Origin of the sequence: Thermococcus sp. GR5 (genome assembly GCF_012027535.1) — an archaeon.
In the GTDB taxonomy this organism is placed as follows: domain Archaea; phylum Methanobacteriota_B; class Thermococci; order Thermococcales; family Thermococcaceae; genus Thermococcus; species Thermococcus onnurineus.
In genome coordinates, this window is record NZ_SNUN01000002.1 from 45157 (window position 1) to 61492 (window position 16336).

The window sequence follows — 16336 nt, forward strand, 5'->3', positions numbered from 1 at the left end:
CTGTTCATGCTCAATCGGTTGAAGTTGCTCAAAGTCAATAAAAAATTAATGGTTCAAAAGACAAAGGAAAGGGGAGAAAAATTCACTTCCTCCTCTTGTAGAGGACAAGCGGTATAAGGGCGAGGCCGACCAGGGCAGCTGGACCACAGGTGCTGCCAGTCTCTCCGCCCTCGGTGCTGGTTTCACCAGTCTCGGTTGCGGTTTCTTTGCCGAGCTCCTGCTGGACATAGATGGCCCACTTAATAAAGTTAGTGACGAACTGCGGCCCGTCAAGCTGTATGCCCTTGTACTCGGGAGCCCACATTGGCTCATAGCCACCGTAGGGGGTCTCGCCGCTGACTATGAGGACGTTCTTCTTGTCGGGGAAGAGCTGAACCGCCATGAGTGGGAACTTGCCGGTGTCACCGGCGGTGTAGGCGTTGGCTGCTGGGTCGGTGTTCTCAACAATCTGGCCGTCATCGCTGCTGGTGACTATAACGTAGATGTTCTCGATTCCACCGCCGACTGGAAGCGGCTTCCAGTTGCCGCTCTCATCAACGTAGGCAACAACACCCGGTCCGTGGAAGAGAACCTTTCCACCGTTGGCGAGATCCTTGGTTATCATGTCCTTCTCAGGGGTGTCCGGATCGGGGTTAACAAGACCAATGACACGGTAGCCAGCTCCAGCGTTGCTGGTAGCGTCCTCAACTGAAGCCTGGTCAACTCTGAGGTTGGCACCGATTGCATCGAGAACCGTATCGGCGAAGTCAATCCTGTTCGGACCGTCACCGTAGTCAGAGTCCGCAGCCACCCAGAGAATCCTGTTGCCGTCGTTCCACCACTGGACGATGGCCTGTATCTCGTCCGGGCTGAAGGCCTGGCTCGGCTGTCCGAGAATGAGGAAGTCGACGTCCTTGAGGGCGTCGTAGGTTATCTTGTCGCCGATGTTCTGAATTCCGAGGGTGTCTGCAAGGGCCGGGTCACCAATATAGACCCAGTTAACGTCGCTGATGGTCTTGATCATTCCCTCTGCGAGGACGTTGCCGTCCTTGTCGGTCAGAACAGCGAGGCCCTTGTCGCTTTCACCGTGGGAGAGGTCGATGCCAATGGTTGTGGCGCTGGCCATGGCAAATCCAAAACACCAAAGAAAACAAACACCGCCATTATTATTGCAGCCTTCTTCATGGTATCACCGTCGTGTATACAGCGTGGAGAGTTATAAATCTTATGAATCGGAACTTTAACAGGCCTGAAAAACTTCCGTAAAGTCCTTAAAGGCTTAGGATATTCTGGCTTTAGGTGGTGAGCATGGACATAGGGAGGAAGATAGAGCTGATAACCAAGAGGCCCACGGAGGAGCTACTGACCGTTGAGAACCTGAGACATCTTTTGGAGATAGGTGCCCCAATGCAGCACTACATCGGCTTTGAAATAAGCGGTTACATTCACCTGGGAACTGGTTTGATGGCCGGTGCCAAGATAGCAGATCTTCAGAAAGCGGGGATAAAGACGAGGATTTTCCTTGCTGACTGGCACAGCTGGATAAACGACAAGCTCGGCGGCGATTTGGAGATCATCCAGAAAGTCGCTCTGACGTACTTCAAGGAGGGTATGAAGCAGAGTATAAAGGTCATGGGCGGCGATCCTGATAAGGTTGAATTCGTGCTAGCGAGTGAAATCCTTGAGAAGGGCGACTACTGGCAGACGGTTATAGACATCTCCAAGAACGTTACCCTGGCGAGAATGATGCGCTCCATAACCATTATGGGCCGCCAGATGGGAGAGGCCATAGACTTTGCCAAGCTCATATACCCCGCTATGCAGGTGGCTGACATCTTCTACCAGGGCGTCACCATAGCACACGCCGGAATGGATCAGAGGAAGGCTCATGTCATAGCTATTGAAGTCGCCCAGAAGCTTAAGTACCACGCAATAGAGCACAATGGTGAGAAGCTGAAGCCCGTTGCTCTTCACCACCACCTCCTGCTCGGCCTTCAGGAGCCGCCGGTGTGGCCGATAGAGAGCGAGGAGCAGTACAAGGAGCTCAAGACCCAGATGAAGATGAGCAAGAGCAAGCCTTATTCGGCCGTCTTCATCCACGACACTCCCGAGGAGATCAAGCAGAAGCTCAGGAAGGCCTTCTGCCCGGCCAGGGAGGTTAAGTATAACCCCGTTCTTGACTGGGCTGAGTACATCATCTTCCGCGAGGAGCCGACGGAGTTCACAATCCACAGGCCGGCCAAGTTTGGTGGCGATGTTACCTACACGACCTTTGAGGAGCTCAAGCGGGACTTCGCTGAAGGAAAGCTTCATCCGCTCGACCTCAAGAACGCAGTGGCTGAGTACCTAATTGAGCTGCTCAAGCCGGTCAGAGACTACTTCGAGAAGCATCCAGAGCCTCTCGAACTCATGAGGGAGATAAAGATTACCCGCTGACTCCCTTTTTCTTTTGGTGAGTGACATGCCGGGGATAGACGAAAAGGATAAAGAAATTCTCAGAATCCTGAGGAAGGAGGGTAGGATAACCCTCACAGAGCTCGGAAGAAGGGTTAAACTATCCCCGGCGAGCGTGAAGAACCGGGTGGAGAAGTTGGAAAAGCTCGGCGCGATTAAGGGTTATTCTGCCATAATTGACCCTGCTTTCCTCGATGAGTTCGTTCAGGTCCTTTTTGAACTCAAACTTTCAATAGACGACAAGAACGTTGATGTGATCCTCAGGAGAATAGCAAAGCTTGAGAACGTCCAAGCCCTATACCGTAGGAGCGGCGAGAAGCAGATACTCATAAGGGCGAGCTTTCACAATACTGATGAGGTTAAGGAGTTCGCCGGAATGCTGAAAAAGCACTTTGGGAAGAACCTTGAACGGGTGGAGGTAACACTCATAATCGACACCTTCAAGGAGTGCTGGGTGGCCAATGAGTAGGTAAGACGCTGAGGCGTGATGAGTGGACGGCTGGCCGGGGGATAGCTATGCTCTTTGTCATCAGACCAGGAAGAAAGAAGAACGAGCTCGAAGCTTTTTTCATCGAGAATGAGCCCGAGAAGCTCTCAGCAATGAGGAACCTCAAAGCTGACAGGATTTACCGCTTCATCATGCGCGACGACAGGCTTTTCAAAGTTCTGGAGGGAAGCCAGTACAGAAACCCAAAGGAGATCGAGAAGGCTCTCCGGCAGGCCAGAATCGTCTTGGTAAACGCCGAAGAGTGGGAGGATTACTTCAAAAGGCGGCTTCAGAACAAGAGGGTTGAGAAGGCCGAACTCTGTCGCCTCTGCCTCCTTGAGGGTAAAATCACCGTTTTGACCGAAGGCAACAGGATAAAATACCACAACGAGTACATCTGTGAGCGCTGCGCCGAGGACGAGCTAAAGAGGGAGCTCCGTTTCAGGTTCAAGAGCGTGGCCATGTTTGACCAGGCGAAAAAGCTTCTCGAACGTTTTAAGGATCTTGACAAGGTTCTCTACGCCTTTGACCCCCGCTTCGACCCAACAAGGCACCCGGAGGTTACCAAGTGGGATGAGCTCAAAGCCAAGCACGTAAGGGTTGAGAGGCTCAAGGTGGACGAGCTGAATCTCCCCGAGAAGTTTAAATCCATTCTCAAGTCAGAGGGCGTTAGCGAACTCCTTCCCGTTCAGAGCCTGGCTATAAAGCGCGGGCTCTTAGAGGGGGAGAGCTTACTCGTGGTCTCTGCAACTGCCAGCGGCAAGACGCTCATAGGTGAATTGGCGGGCGTTCCGAAGGCGATGGAAGGTAGAAAGATGCTCTTCCTCGTCCCTCTTGTCGCCTTAGCCAATCAGAAGTATGAAGATTTTAAGAGGCGCTACTCCAAGCTCGGCCTCCGCGTGGCGATAAGGGTTGGCATGAGCAGGATAAAGACGAAGGATGAGTTAGTCGTCGTAGATACTGGCATAGATGCTGACATTATAGTGGGAACCTATGAAGGTATCGACTACTTGCTGAGGGCAGGCAGAAAAATCGGCAACGTCGGAACTATCGTGATAGACGAGATCCACATGCTCGACGACGAGGAGCGCGGACCGAGGCTTGATGGCCTGATAGCCCGCTTGAGGAAGCTCTATCCTAATGCTCAGTTCATAGGCCTGAGTGCCACCATAGGTAATCCTGAGGAGCTTGCCAAAGAGCTCGGGCTTAAGCTCGTCCTCTACGACGAAAGGCCCGTCGATTTGGAAAGGCACATAATCATCGTCAGAAACGAGAGCGAGAAGTGGAGGCATATAGCGAATCTCTGCCGTGCTGAGGCGAGTAGAAAGTCGCGGCAGGGCTACAAGGGTCAGAGCATAGTCTTCACGTTCTCGCGCAAGAGGACGCACGAGCTTGCCGCTTACCTCACGAGTAAGGGGCTCAAGGCGAAGCCCTACCACTCTGGCTTACCTTACAGACAGAGAAAGCTAACCGAGATGGAGTTTCAGGCTCAGACGCTCGACGTTGTAGTTACCACAGCCGCCCTTGGGGCAGGCGTCGACTTCCCGGCTTCGCAGGTCATCTTCGAGAGTCTCGCCATGGGCAACAAGTGGCTGAGAGTAAGGGAGTTCCACCAGATGCTCGGCCGCGCTGGAAGGCCGCTCTACCACGAAAAGGGCAAGGTTTACCTAATCGTGGAGCCGGGGAGGAAGTACTCGGCTCAGATGGAGAGCTCCGAGGATGAGATTGCGTTCAAGCTGCTCACAGCTCCAATTGAGCCCGTCGTCGTTGAGTGGAGCGACGAGCTCGAACAGGACAACGTTCTCGCCCACGCCTGCGTCTTCAATCGTCTCGACGTCATCGAGGACGTGCAAAGTAAATGCCTTGGCGCCAACCAGAGTGCCGAGAAGGTTCTGGAGAAGCTGGAGGAGTACGGCTTCATCCGCCTTAAGGGCTCCCTCGTCGATGTCACCCCCTACGGAAGGGCCGTGAGCATGAGCTTCCTCCTGCCCAAGGAGGCAACCTTCATAAGGGGCAACCTCGGAAAGAAGCCCGCCCAGTGGATGGCCGTCAAGCTACTCCCCTTCGAGAACCTGTATTTGAGCGGAACGCTCCAGAGAGAGCTTGAAGGCGCCGTGAGGGGAAGGCTGAGCGCCAATGTCTTCTCGCCGAGCTTTGCGTCGATTCTGGAAGAGCTTGATAAGGTCATCCCCGAACTCAGCCCTAACGCCGCTGAAAGGCTCTTCACGATCTATCAGGAGTTCTTCATGTGTCCTGAAGATGATTGCACCGAATACGCCATGGAGCGCGTTAGCAACCTGATAATCGAGCTGCGGAGAAACGGTAAGCACCCAACCCAGATAGCGGAGCACTTCAGGAAGGTCTATGGTCTCGTCGTTTATCCTGGTGACGTCTTCACGTGGCTTGACGGCATAGTTAGAAAGCTTGAAGCCATCGAGAGGATAGCAAGGGTTTTCAGAGTGAAGAGCACGGAGAACGAGGCAAAGCTTCTCAGGAGGGAGATTGAGGAGGGGGGAGCTTTAGATAGACGATCTCAAACGGGAACACGGGAGCGCGGCTATCGCCAGTGACTGCCCTTAAGGATAACCGTTCTCCTTTGGATTTTGACTTCAGCTTTCTGCAAAGATAAAAACCGGGAGATCCAGAGCTCAGCCTATCTGCAACACCAGCTGGGCTGGATCTCTTATTGCTGGGCCGAGACCGAGGATGTAGATGGCCAGGTACCAGAAGTAGCGCTCTTCCTCATCTGGAACAAGGTATTTAAGGCCGTAGTAGACGATGACAAGGATGAAGGTTATCCAGGGGTAGTAGAAGTAGGCCCCCAAGTGGGTGACTAGGATATTCTCCAGCCAGTGGACTTCCCTGTATCCGTAGAAGTGAATCGCCACCACTGTTGAGGCTATGTCGAAGTAGTGGGCAAGAACAGGGTAGAGGTAGAGCCTCTCGAAGGGTTTCCAGCGATAGAAGGCAAAAACCGCGAGGAAGCTGACCGCTGTGTGAATTAGAGTCAGCTCATAGGGTTCCCAGCTTTTGACGTTGGTTATAAGCAGATAGTTGGCCCACAGAGCTAGAATGCTCCCCCAGGCGACTGTTATCTTTGGATAGGTTTTCAGCTTGGCATCCGCAACGAGGGCAGGGACTATGAGGACGAAGGCCGTGAAGAATATCCCTGGCGTTAGAATGAGCGGGTTCTTGGGGAGAATGCCCCCATCGACCAGCGCCCTGACGGTTGCGCCAAAAACTACCATGGGCGTTACGGCCAGGAAAAGCCTCTCGTCAATCCTGATTTTGAGCGGTTTGATTATATACTTATATGAGTATATGATTCCGAAGCCGAGCAGGAGGGCATAGACGAGAGTGTTGTAGGGATTGTAGCCGCTCCTCGTGTACATCGGCTCGATGAAGTACTGGTAAATGAAGTTCCACAGCGACTCCAGCATTTTACCCACCGTACTGGAATAACTTCCCGTGCTTAAAGGTCTTTGGGAAGATTAATAAGCCTCGACAAGGAAAAACAAATCTGGAGGTGGTAATATGCCTTACGGGCATGGATTTGTATATGGGCTTGGGGCCGTGTCTTTCCTTGGTTTCCTGCTCTCCCTGTTTATAGCAGGGTTCTTTCTGTCGCTAGCGGCCCATCTGGTCGGTATAAAAGATGCCTCAACGCTTAAGGCGATGCTGGCAATAGTTGGCGGCGGAATCGTTGGAGCGATAGCGTACGCCGTAGTTGCAGTGCTGCTTATCTGGATAGCCCCAATGAATGCCCTTCTCGCGGTAGTAGCATTTATCCTGGCCTATGTATGGGTCATTAAGACGATTTTCAACACTGACTGGATCAGGGCGTTTTTAGCCTGGATTCTGGCGGCGATAATAGAGGTAATGGTGGTGGGAATCCTCGTGCTTCTCGGTCTGGTTGCCCTGGCGTGACCCTCTGACTTTTATTCTTTTCGGAAAGGTATAAATATCCCGAGCGCGCTATATTGTGCGATGCCTATGTTTTTCAAACCGGCTGAGGTTCAATCGAGGGAAGTAAAGCCCTTCGAGGAATTTCCCCTATCTTTCAGTGAGGGGAGCCTAGCCGGGATAATCTCAACTGACGAACTCGCCAACACAGTTTTTCTGTACCACCTGGTGGCCAACTCCCTCCTCAGCGGCCCCGTTTACCATGTTGGGCCCGGCAGTTCCTTCTCGATTAAAGTGCTCAAGCGCCTAGTTGACGACGTTTCCAACCTCTACACCGGCAACGTCTACTCAATGGACGAGCTTCTTCAGGCTTTGAATCTCGTTGAAGACAACTCCCTCGTGGTCGTTTCCCTATTTCCAACGCTCCTTAACAGAACGGCCGAGAATATTGTGGGGCTAAGAAAGACCGTCGATAGGAAGGGTCTGATGCTCGTACTGACACATACGACGATTGAGCTGAACGAACTCGACTTACCCGGCGAGTTCCGCGCGCTCTACACCCTCCCGGAGATATTCGAATCCCTTGCCGTCCTGAGAACAAACTCCTACCGCGGCCACTACAGGCTTAACATGACGGTTCTGAAGGCCCCAGCTGAGTTCGTCTCAAACATTGGCGACCACTCGATACCGATTGATTCCCTCGTCAAACCCCTTCTTTAGCCGTATATCCTCACATGGCCGAGGCCAAGGACGTATCTAACGTAGAGTGCCAGCGCGAAGAGGAGAACGACGACAAAAGTTGCCGCGTAGTCTTTTCCCCCCATCTTGATGTCGTAGAGGAACGTTCTCTTCTTACTCGCACCCAGAGCGCGGCTCTCAAGGGCTATGCTCAGCTCGTGGGCGGTCTTGAGCGAAGCGACCAAAAGTGGAATCAGGACGACAGTCATTCTCTTCGTCCTGACGATGAAGTTGCCCTTCTCCATTTCCCAGCCGCGTGCCATTTGGGCGTCCATGATGTTTCTCGTGAGGAGGTACAGCGTTGGGATGTAGCGGAGTGCTATTGAAATCGTCAGCCCGAACTCGTAGGGCATGCCAAGCCTGACGAAGCCGAGGATGAGCTCTCTCTGCGGGGTCGTCATGAGCAGGATGAAGGTCAACAAACCGAAGGTAAGCAGCCTGATGGCAAATGAGAGCCCGAAGAGGAGTCCCATCAGCCGCGGCTTGTAGATCAGCGGCCAGACTATTATGGTTATGATAACTATAGGCAGGAGAGGTTTCAGGGGACGGAGCTGTTCTTTTATCTCAACTTTTCCCAGCAGGCGGCCGTAGAGGAGGGTAACAAAGAACAGCGGGACGAGAAAGGTAGGATCGTTGAAGAGCATTATAACAGCTATCCCTACTACCGTGCCGATTATCTTAACGCGCGGATCGAGGCGGTGAAGGAAAGAGTCGCGCTCGACGTAGAACGAGTACATCATCGAGAACCACCCACCAGAGCCTCTATCAGCTCGCTCACGCTTCTCACAAATCCGGCTCCAATCTTTTCGCTGATCCTTAGAAGTTCAGGCTTTTCAAGGCCGTAGTCGTGCAGATTAAGAGAGAAGAACTCCTCCACTGAACCATCGAAAGCCTTCCTTCCATCATTAAGAAGCATCACTCTCTCGGCAAGCTCAAGAACGAGCTCCATGTCGTGGGTTATGAGCAGAATTCCATGGCCCTCTCCCCTGAGCTTCCTTATCACGTTGACGACGCTCTCCGAGCTTCTCGCGTCCAGACCGGTCGTCGGCTCGTCGAGGATGAGGTACTTCGGCTTCATCGCTAGAACGCAGGCTATAGCCAGGCGCTGCTTCTCACCGCCGCTCAGAGAGTAGGGCGTTCTCTCCTCGTAACCCTCCAGGTTAACCGCCCTTAAAGCCCATCTCACGCGCTCCTCTACCTCTTCTTCACTCAGCCCGAGGTTCTTTGGTCCAAAGGCTACTTCCTTAAAAACGCTTTCCTCAAAGAACATGTGCTCCGGATTCTGGAAGACGTAGCCTACAACGCGTGAAAGCTCCGCGACCGTGTGCTCCATGGTGTTCATGCCGTCAACGATGACTTCCCCTTTTGTCGGCTTGAGCAGACCGTCCAGGTGTTTGGCCAGGGTTGTTTTTCCGGAGCCGTTGGGACCGACTAGGGCCACTACCTCCTCGCCCATCTTGAAGTCTATGCCCTTCAGTGCTTCCTTTCCGTTCTCGTAGATATGCCAAAGATTTTTAACCTCAATCATCGGGGAATTTTCAAGTTTCGAGTTTAAAAGCTTTTTAAGGTGGTAGCATGAGGGGCAGGGAGGTTGCCTTCGCTGGACTCTTCGCGGCTTTGACGGCTGTGGGTGCCCAAATAAGCATTCCAATCGGTCCTGTACCGATTACGTTACAGGTGCTCTTCGTCCTCCTCAGCGGCCTCGTTCTCGGGGCGAGGCTCGGATTACTGAGCCAGCTGGTCTACGTTGTCATGGGGGCAATTGGTCTCCCGGTGTTTGCCAACTTTCATGGCGGCTTCACGGTCATCTACGGCCCGACTGGCGGCTACATAGTAGCGTTTCCCATAGCGGCCTATCTTGCCGGGCTGTTCACTGAAAGGCTTGGCAGAAGAGGAATGCTCATCGGCTCCATCCTGGGAGTTGGGATTATATACCTCCTTGGCTGGCTGAGGCTCGGCCTTTTCATGGGAGGGGACTTCGAAAAGGCCTTCCTCCTCGGCGTCACTCCATTCCTGCCAGTGGATGCAGTTAAAGCCGCTGTTGCCATTGTGATAGCAGACAGGGTCAGAAAAGCGGTGGAAATAGGGTGAAAAGAAGTCACCAGTCTTCCATTGCTTCTTTTAATATTCCAACTGCCTGCTTCTGGTGCAGTGCGGCCTCCCTTAAGTCTATGAAGATGTAAACTCTGGGGAAGTTTGAAACAACGGGATCGTATCTACTTGCGTTCGCATAGTAAGTTGCTGCGGTGTCGTTCTGGGTCATAGCGAGCCCGAGCGTTTCGTTGTCCATTCCTCCGGCCACAGCCTCCCTATACATTGTGTTGAACTTCTCAAGCGCCCGCTTGTACTGGATGTAGTAGAAGTTGAATGTCATGAAGTCTATTCCTCCAATGACAATAACCGGAGCAACTGGCACGAATTGGGAGTAGCCCAAGTTGTTCATGAGCATTTCCCTGAAGAATGCTTCCCACTCCGGACCTTTCCTTGCGATGCTGTACTCTATGGTTAGTCCGGTCACGAAAACCTTGCCGCTTCCCAGCGAATAGATCGCTGTGCTCGGTTTGTTGTAATCAGGGGTTCCCGAGGGTGCCTGAACTGTAATTATCTCCGCGTTAGCTGGCAGGTTGATGAAGTAGCCGTGGCTCGCGTAGCTGCTCACCAGAGTTGTACCGTTGGCTATCAGATAATCGTGGCTTGAGTAACCCTGTACTATCTCCGCTCCTCCGGGTAGGGGTGTTGTCCATACCCCTCTGTGCCATCCCCAGTTGGCGGCATGTATCTCGAGGGTTCTTCCGGCCCTCACATACTCCTCGAGCTTGTCCATCTGAGTGCCGAGGTCGTCGTAGAATGCCTGCGGCTGGTCGCTGACAATGATTATCATATCGTAGGTCTCGATTAGCTCTTGGGCAGTTTTGTTCTTCAGCTCTCCCGAGGTCATAACGTCGTAAGGTACCCCTATATCCGTGAGCGTGTTCTCCACTGCAGGTGAACTCCAAGCATCGACGCTTTTCAGGATCAGTACGTTATAATCGCTAATGGGCTTTGCAGAAACCATGCCCGGGCCGAAGGGGCCCATCACACTAAACAGAATAAGCAACGATATCGCTGCGCTTAAGAGTTTTTTCATAATTATCTCTCCTTTATGGTCCGAACCGAGCAGAAGAACTTTTGGGAACTCCCACCCTACTATATTATAGTCTTTGCTGCTATTTAAGGATTTTTACAAAAATTTGGAAAATTTCCAGCAAATCTGGGGCTCAGAGCTTCCTCAGCGTCTCCTCTGCAAAGCGAACGTCGAACTGGTTTCTCACCTTAAAGAAGCTCAATGTAACCTTTGGGTTTCTCTTGGCGAGCTCTTCGATAGAGACGGGCTCATAGTCGAGGAACTCCGTAATCCTGCTCAGGCTTTTGTAACCCTCTGCCAATGCTGCTTCTATAGCATCCTTCAGCGCGTCGGATTCATAGACGGCGTGCGTTATCTCCGCAGTCCCGTCGCGCCAGACCGGAATTAAGGCTTCGGGTTCGTTCTCATAGAAGAGACCAGTCAGGTAATTCACTAGGAAGGGCATTATGAGAGGCATGTTGCCCTCGGCGAGAAATATGGACTCCCTGGACGGAAGGGCGTTTAGAAGGGCTTCGAGCTTGTTCCTTCCTTTGGCCGGCAGGGGGTTTAAGACGTGAAGGGAATAGAGCTTCAGCTTGTCTTTCCTTACGATGGTTATTACATCATCTATGCGCTTGCTCATCAGAAGCCGCCTTTCAGTAAGCTTTACCACAGGCTCGTCGTTTACTGGTATCGTGTAGTTCTCCCAGCGCTTCTCTGGGTAGGCCAGGATGTATGCTCTCATGGGCTCTCATTTCAGTCGGGGCTTTAAAAACCCCACGGCGGTTGATAAACCTCATAAGTAAGAAGCTGAGCGATCTCTTTGAGATTGCCTACAAGAACGCTAAGGCTGAACGCTCAAGCACGATAAAGCTCCGCCACATTCCGCTCACCAAGGGCTTCAAGAACTCCATGAACCTCTTCAGGGCTGTCATCGAGGATGATAAGGTTGAGATTGGGCCCATCAGGAAGTACGTCCTTAAGAAGATACCCGGCGACATACCGCTTGAGGAGGACGTCGTGAACGAACTGCCGATAATAGCCGGAACGCTCTTCGTGCTCGTCGGAAGGGTCATCAAGGCTCTCCATCCTGAGATAAAGAACGTCTATCCTGAGCACATCGAAGAGGCCAAGAAGGTGCTGGATTATACGTTGTGAAGACTTAACTTCTATCATAAGATTCTTTTGTTTTCTTGAGGGCGTAGCTTGTTTCCGCTGTGGAGCTCGGTTTTTAAGCTTCTTTTTTATATCCCAATTCTATTTGTTGAATCTCTTCAAAGTCTAGTGTCCTCTGGGCCTATTGCCTGGAGCAAAAAAGATACTGCCTCTTTGATAGCGTCTTCAGGAATTTCTTTTCTGTTGAGTTTTCTTTTTATTAAAATGGAGATTTCAGTTTTGCTGAAATCTATGTCATGACTTTTGAGTTCCGCCTTTAATTGCTTTGAGAGCTTGCTTGTAGCTTTTTGTTCAGTAATTTTCTGAATAACTCTAATTACTGCTTGGCGCTTTTCATCATTATCTGAAAATACCAGTTTATAATATTCCAGAACACAGTCCAAGTATGTCTTTTTGTCTATTAAATCTTCGAGTTCTTGGTTTTCATCTCCCAACAAAATCACCCTACCTCTAAGTCCATTCTCATCTATCTCCGAAACCTTTTGTTTCATGTCTCCGTCGAGAATGAAATAGTACTCCATTTCATCTGTATACCGTATAAGGCACCTCATCATTTGTATCTTTCGGAGAATTTTGCTCTCTTTGACGTTGTCTCCTCCAAATAGAGGATGTATGTGCCACTCATGAAAGATGGGGTAATAAGCACCTATCCCTTCAAATACAAATTTGTCCGAAATTCCTTCGGTGAAAAGAACCTTCTTAAAGTTACTGACAATTAATTTGTCGATGCCTAGTGCGTGGTATACTGGGGCAATTAGGATATCTTCTTCGTTGGACCAAGGGCGTCGTTTTTTAGTAACTTTTTCATTTCCTTCAGTCTTGCTTTCTATCAAGTATACTCTATCGAGATAGTTTTCGTCAAACAATGCCGGTAGATGAGTTGTGTAAATCACCTGAATGTCCTGAGAAAGGGTATTTAGCGCTTTTAAGAAATCTCTCTGTCCTCTTTCATGTAAGAATACTGCGGGGTCATCAAGTAAAAGTACTGAATTCTGAAGCTTTCTCATGTATTCTATGGTTATCAAGTATGCAAGGTGCCATTTAAATCCTCTTGATCTCCTTTCAGGTATAGTTGACTGTATAGGGTCACCGTTGTCATCAATGTCTCTGATGTACAAATTAATTTCATTCTCCGCAACGTTTATTCCATCAATTCTGACCCGTTCTTGGCTCCAGTAGGTGTTTATTAGTTCACGGGAAAACCGAATGAGGGCGTTTTCCAGTTTATTCCTAGCTTCGCCCAGTTCTAATCTGTCGAGATCTTCGATTTTGAATTGAGGGAGTATTGAAAACAGTCTGTAATTTATTAGATATTCGCTGTCTGTCTTGGAGTACTCTTTAAATGTTTCTCTCCAGGAATCTTTTGTCTTCTTGATAGTGCCTTTTAGCTCCATTTCCTGATCTAAGTATACAAAGCGTGGTATAATATCGAGTAGAGTCTCTCTCAGAATAGTAGAACCCTCGATTTTTGGAATTAGCTGTTCTTCGAGTGCCTTTTTGGCGTTATCTAGTATTTCGTGGGTATAAATTGTCACCTGTTTGCCAGGGACGTTAATTTGGACTTGCGTATTGTTGATATTAATATTTCCAAGCGATTGTAAAATATGATTCTGTATTTTGAGGTACTCTACCCAAGATAGTGTATCCGTTTTTTGATGGTTCAAAATTGAATCAAAAGAGCCTCTAGTCAGTTTTAGATGTTCAAGGAGTGCTTTTACGAGTGAATTGTAGTTTCCATTCTTTGGTAAATTACTCATGAAGCTTTTAAGTTGCTCATCAGATAACTTATACTTCTCTTTTGCAATCTTGACTGTTGTATCCAAGCAGATTTCCTTAACTTTCTCTTCTAACGTCTTTCTTAAGTCCTTAATTGATGCAATGAGCCATTTCTCCAGTTTACTCTCAAATACATCAAGGTCAACTTCTTTAAAATCTCGGTCTAAAACCCGAATATCGATTTTGCCGGTTCCGTTTTTTGTAACTTTAAGATATCTAATAGCGGATATTCCCTGCTCCTCTGGTTTATCTAGACCCCACTCAAAAAATTCCTTAGGGCCGAGTATTGTGGGCTTAGAGAAAACGGCTCCCTCAAGGATTTTACCTCCACTCTCTGGAGTTAGCCTTATAGAATCATTCAATTTAAATGGAAATCTCTCCTTAATGCTGTCCATGATTAATTCAAAAAACCTCTCACTACTAAGTATTTTGAAATATAACACAACTTTAACGTCCTCTTTTGAAATGTCTTTCCCAAAGGGAAGATCTATGTCTGATACAGGATCTGGGGTTGTAGACCACTCTAAGGCTCGTAGTATATTGCTCTTTCCGCTTCCATTAGGCCCAACAAGAACAGTTATATCATCCAAACTGACTATACTGAGCTTTTTAATTGAGCGGAAATTCTCTATTTCAAACTTGACTAAGTGGAAAATTCTTGATGACATAGAGTGGAATAAGTGGAATGGAATATATTAACTTTTCGAAGCATTCTCTATATTTTAATCACCCCTTCAACCACCTCTCCATCCATCCAGCTATGAGCTCCAGCCTCCTAACGCGGTGCTTCGGCTTTCCACCCCTGCTTAAGTCGTGGTTCTCTCCCGGGAATATCGCGAGCTCCACCGTCTTGCCGAGATACCTCAGCGCGGTGAAGAACTGGAGCGCCTCTGGCAGCCAGCAGCGGTAGTCCTCCATCGAGTGTATTATGAGAAGCGGCGTTTCAACGTTGGGAGCGTACTTCAGCGGGCTCTTCTCCCAGTAACCGTCGAGGTTATTCCACGGGTCGCCGCCTATCTGGTCCGGGGCGAAGAAGTAGCCGATGTCCGTCGTTCCGAAGAAGCTCACCCAGTTCGAGATGGAGCGCTGAGTAACTGCCGCCTTGAAGCGCTTCGTGTGACCGACAATCCAGTTGGTCATGAAGCCGCCGTAGGAACCGCCGGTGACACCTATCCTCTCGGGGTCGATGAAGTCGAAGCGCTTTATGGCTTCGTCAACGACCTCCATGATGTCCTGATAATCGCGCTCTCCGTAGTGCTCCCTAATGTCCGCGAAATCTTCACCGTAGCCGTCGCTTCCCCTCGGGTTGCTGAAGATCACGACGAAGCCCCTGGTCGTCAAAACGTGGAACTCGTGCATGAAGGAATAGCCGTAAGCCGTCTTCGGCCCGCCGTGGATTTCAAGCACGGCTGGATACTTTTTACCAGGCTCAAAATCAACGGGCTTCATTATCCATGCGTCTATCTCCACGCCGTCGCTGGCCTTAACTTTGAAGTGCTCGGGCTTCGAGAGCTTGTAGTCCTTAATCCAGCCGTTGAAGTCGGTTAGCTTCTTCTCCTTCCCGTTCCTGAATATGTAGAGCTCCGTTGGAGTTACCGCATCCTGGGCGGTGAAGGCTATGTAATCACCGATGGCGAAACTCTCCACGCTCCTGTCGCCGCCGATAACTCTCTCAATCTTGCCCTCGAGGTTAACCCTGAAGAGGTTCGCCCTTGGGCCATCGGTAGCAACGTAATAGATCCAGCCGTCCTTGAGAACCAGCTCAGCTCTCTGAGCACCGCGAACGTCGCAGTTGAGGGAGTTGTATGCGGCGCGGTCGAGATCCTTTGTGAGCTTCCTCAGTTCTCCTGTCTCGGGATTGTAGTGGTAAATGTGCGTGTTCGTGGCGAAGCCCCTTTCAAGGGTGTTTGCCTTGAGGATGAACGTCCCGTCGTCAAGCGGGATGAAGTCCTGAACGCTCCACTTTCCGGGCGTCAGCTTCCTTGCTTTCCTGCCCTCGAGGACGTAGAGGTCGCTCACCCTCGGGTTCTTCTCCCTGTCCTCCTGGGCGGTGAAGTAGAGCTTCCCTTTGTGGAAGCGTATCGTCCCGACGTCGAGTTCCTTGGGAGTTAGGCGCTTCTTTCTGCCGCTCTCGATATCAACGAGGTAAACGACGCTCCTCCTTCCGTAGACCCAGCCGACGCCGTTGAACCAGTACGGAATCTCCTTGATGACGTGGACGTCATCCTTGGGCTTCTTCTCGATGTCTATAGGTGTAATAACGGCTATGCCCTTTCCGTCCTCCGTGAAGCGGAGGTCTTTTATCCCGTACTTGAATTTAGTGAGAAGCCTCGCCTCTCCGCCGTCCGTCGGAATGACGTAGAGCTCGGCTTCCTTGCTCTCCTTATCGCGCTTCGAGGTGAAAGCTATGAGCTTCCCGTCCGGCGAAAAGCGTGGGTTCCCGTCCTTCTTCCCGGAGGTGAAGGGCTTGACCTTCCTGCCATCGTAGAGGTAGAGCCTTGAGAAGTAGTCGTCATTCTCAACGTTTATCTCCGTGACCTGAAAGACGAACTTCCTGCCAAAAGCGTCGATGTTGCCGACGAGCTTGAACTTTCCGAGGTCTTTAATATCGAGCCCTTTCATGGAACCACCGATGGATTTGGGTTCTTTTCGTATAAAAGCTTAGCGTTTCGATGATTATCGAGAGACTCTCTGAACCTCCTAACCTTTTTAAGCCTCCT

The 16336-nt window shown here is 50.4% G+C and carries 15 protein-coding genes; 7 read left to right on the forward strand and 8 right to left on the reverse strand.

Features of this window, described 5'->3' with window-relative positions:
• Positions 1-82: 82 nt before the first annotated feature.
• Positions 83-1105, reverse strand: coding sequence for a CGP-CTERM sorting domain-containing protein (locus E3E33_RS02105; protein ID WP_240911998.1), 1023 nt, complete (start codon positions 1103-1105; stop codon positions 83-85).
• 182 nt (positions 1106-1287) lie between these two features.
• Here E3E33_RS02105 and E3E33_RS02110 point away from each other — a divergent pair, with 182 nt between their 5' ends.
• Genes E3E33_RS02110 through E3E33_RS02120 form a run of 3 tightly spaced genes read left to right on the forward strand, consistent with a single transcriptional unit; the run spans position 1288 to position 5490 of the window.
• Complete coding sequence (locus E3E33_RS02110; RefSeq protein WP_012571941.1) at positions 1288-2415, forward strand: tyrosine--tRNA ligase; 1128 nt, start codon at positions 1288-1290, stop codon at positions 2413-2415.
• 25 nt (positions 2416-2440) lie between these two features.
• Positions 2441-2902, forward strand: a complete 462-nt coding sequence (locus E3E33_RS02115; protein WP_012571940.1) for an Lrp/AsnC family transcriptional regulator — start codon at positions 2441-2443, stop codon at positions 2900-2902.
• A gap of 47 nt (positions 2903-2949) precedes the next feature.
• On the forward strand, positions 2950-5490 hold the full coding sequence (locus E3E33_RS02120; protein ID WP_167711593.1) for a DEAD/DEAH box helicase: 2541 nt from the start codon (positions 2950-2952) through the stop codon (positions 5488-5490).
• 78 nt (positions 5491-5568) lie between these two features.
• Here the strand turns inward: E3E33_RS02120 and E3E33_RS02125 are convergent, their stop codons facing one another.
• The gene (locus E3E33_RS02125) at positions 5569-6360 is read right to left on the reverse strand and encodes a DUF63 family protein (protein WP_012571938.1); all 792 of its coding nucleotides are present in this window, start codon (positions 6358-6360) and stop codon (positions 5569-5571) included.
• Positions 6361-6454: 94 nt separating this feature from the next.
• Between E3E33_RS02125 and E3E33_RS02130 the strand changes: the two genes are divergently transcribed.
• Both E3E33_RS02130 and E3E33_RS02135 read left to right on the forward strand, forming a co-directional pair.
• Entirely contained in the window at positions 6455-6847 is a 393-nt protein-coding gene (locus E3E33_RS02130) for a hypothetical protein (protein WP_167711592.1), read from the forward strand.
• A gap of 60 nt (positions 6848-6907) precedes the next feature.
• Positions 6908-7543: a hypothetical protein gene (locus tag E3E33_RS02135; RefSeq protein ID WP_240911999.1), complete on the forward strand. Its 636-nt coding sequence runs from the start codon at positions 6908-6910 to the stop codon at positions 7541-7543.
• Here the strand turns inward: E3E33_RS02135 and E3E33_RS02140 are convergent.
• Positions 7540-8301, reverse strand: a complete 762-nt coding sequence (locus E3E33_RS02140) for an energy-coupling factor transporter transmembrane protein EcfT (RefSeq protein ID WP_012571935.1) — start codon at positions 8299-8301, stop codon at positions 7540-7542. The genes E3E33_RS02135 and E3E33_RS02140 overlap by 4 nt on opposite strands.
• Complete coding sequence (locus E3E33_RS02145) at positions 8298-9089, reverse strand: energy-coupling factor ABC transporter ATP-binding protein (protein ID WP_167711591.1); 792 nt, start codon at positions 9087-9089, stop codon at positions 8298-8300. Before E3E33_RS02145 ends, E3E33_RS02140 begins: the two co-directional genes overlap by 4 nt.
• A gap of 47 nt (positions 9090-9136) precedes the next feature.
• Here E3E33_RS02145 and E3E33_RS02150 point away from each other — a divergent pair, with 47 nt between their 5' ends.
• Entirely contained in the window at positions 9137-9652 is a 516-nt protein-coding gene (locus E3E33_RS02150; protein WP_167711590.1) for a biotin transporter BioY, read from the forward strand.
• A gap of 7 nt (positions 9653-9659) precedes the next feature.
• Here the strand turns inward: E3E33_RS02150 and E3E33_RS02155 are convergent, their stop codons facing one another.
• Entirely contained in the window at positions 9660-10688 is a 1029-nt protein-coding gene (locus E3E33_RS02155; RefSeq protein WP_167711589.1) for a pyrolysin, read from the reverse strand.
• 130 nt (positions 10689-10818) lie between these two features.
• Positions 10819-11409 carry a molybdenum cofactor guanylyltransferase gene (locus tag E3E33_RS02160; RefSeq protein WP_167711588.1) on the reverse strand — a complete coding sequence of 197 codons (591 nt, stop codon included), beginning with the start codon at positions 11407-11409 and terminating at the stop codon, positions 10819-10821.
• A gap of 41 nt (positions 11410-11450) precedes the next feature.
• Here E3E33_RS02160 and E3E33_RS02165 point away from each other — a divergent pair, with 41 nt between their 5' ends.
• Positions 11451-11822 (forward strand): DUF1931 family protein, encoded by a 372-nt coding sequence (locus E3E33_RS02165; RefSeq protein ID WP_240912000.1) that lies wholly within the window; start codon positions 11451-11453, stop codon positions 11820-11822.
• A gap of 116 nt (positions 11823-11938) precedes the next feature.
• Here E3E33_RS02165 and E3E33_RS02170 read toward each other — a convergent pair whose 3' ends face one another.
• Positions 11939-14284: an AAA family ATPase gene (locus tag E3E33_RS02170; protein ID WP_167711586.1), complete on the reverse strand. Its 2346-nt coding sequence runs from the start codon at positions 14282-14284 to the stop codon at positions 11939-11941.
• 58 nt (positions 14285-14342) lie between these two features.
• Complete coding sequence (locus tag E3E33_RS02175) at positions 14343-16238, reverse strand: S9 family peptidase (protein ID WP_167731664.1); 1896 nt, start codon at positions 16236-16238, stop codon at positions 14343-14345.
• Positions 16239-16336 lie beyond the last annotated feature (98 nt).

Coding starts and splice junctions, on each gene's coding strand:
- E3E33_RS02155 (WP_167711589.1), bottom strand. CDS start 10,688: ATGAAAAAACTCTTAAGCGCAGCGATATCGTTGCTTATTCTGTTTAGT.
- E3E33_RS02115 (WP_012571940.1), top strand. CDS start 2,441: ATGCCGGGGATAGACGAAAAGGATAAAGAAATTCTCAGAATCCTGAGG.
- E3E33_RS02120 (WP_167711593.1), top strand. CDS start 2,950: ATGCTCTTTGTCATCAGACCAGGAAGAAAGAAGAACGAGCTCGAAGCT.
- E3E33_RS02145 (WP_167711591.1), bottom strand. CDS start 9,089: ATGATTGAGGTTAAAAATCTTTGGCATATCTACGAGAACGGAAAGGAA.
- E3E33_RS02105 (WP_240911998.1), bottom strand. CDS start 1,105: ATGGCCAGCGCCACAACCATTGGCATCGACCTCTCCCACGGTGAAAGC.
- E3E33_RS02150 (WP_167711590.1), top strand. CDS start 9,137: ATGAGGGGCAGGGAGGTTGCCTTCGCTGGACTCTTCGCGGCTTTGACG.
- E3E33_RS02160 (WP_167711588.1), bottom strand. CDS start 11,409: ATGAGAGCATACATCCTGGCCTACCCAGAGAAGCGCTGGGAGAACTAC.
- E3E33_RS02125 (WP_012571938.1), bottom strand. CDS start 6,360: ATGCTGGAGTCGCTGTGGAACTTCATTTACCAGTACTTCATCGAGCCG.
- E3E33_RS02140 (WP_012571935.1), bottom strand. CDS start 8,301: ATGATGTACTCGTTCTACGTCGAGCGCGACTCTTTCCTTCACCGCCTC.
- E3E33_RS02135 (WP_240911999.1), top strand. CDS start 6,908: ATGCCTATGTTTTTCAAACCGGCTGAGGTTCAATCGAGGGAAGTAAAG.
- E3E33_RS02110 (WP_012571941.1), top strand. CDS start 1,288: ATGGACATAGGGAGGAAGATAGAGCTGATAACCAAGAGGCCCACGGAG.
- E3E33_RS02130 (WP_167711592.1), top strand. CDS start 6,455: ATGCCTTACGGGCATGGATTTGTATATGGGCTTGGGGCCGTGTCTTTC.
- E3E33_RS02175 (WP_167731664.1), bottom strand. CDS start 16,238: ATGAAAGGGCTCGATATTAAAGACCTCGGAAAGTTCAAGCTCGTCGGC.
- E3E33_RS02170 (WP_167711586.1), bottom strand. CDS start 14,284: ATGTCATCAAGAATTTTCCACTTAGTCAAGTTTGAAATAGAGAATTTC.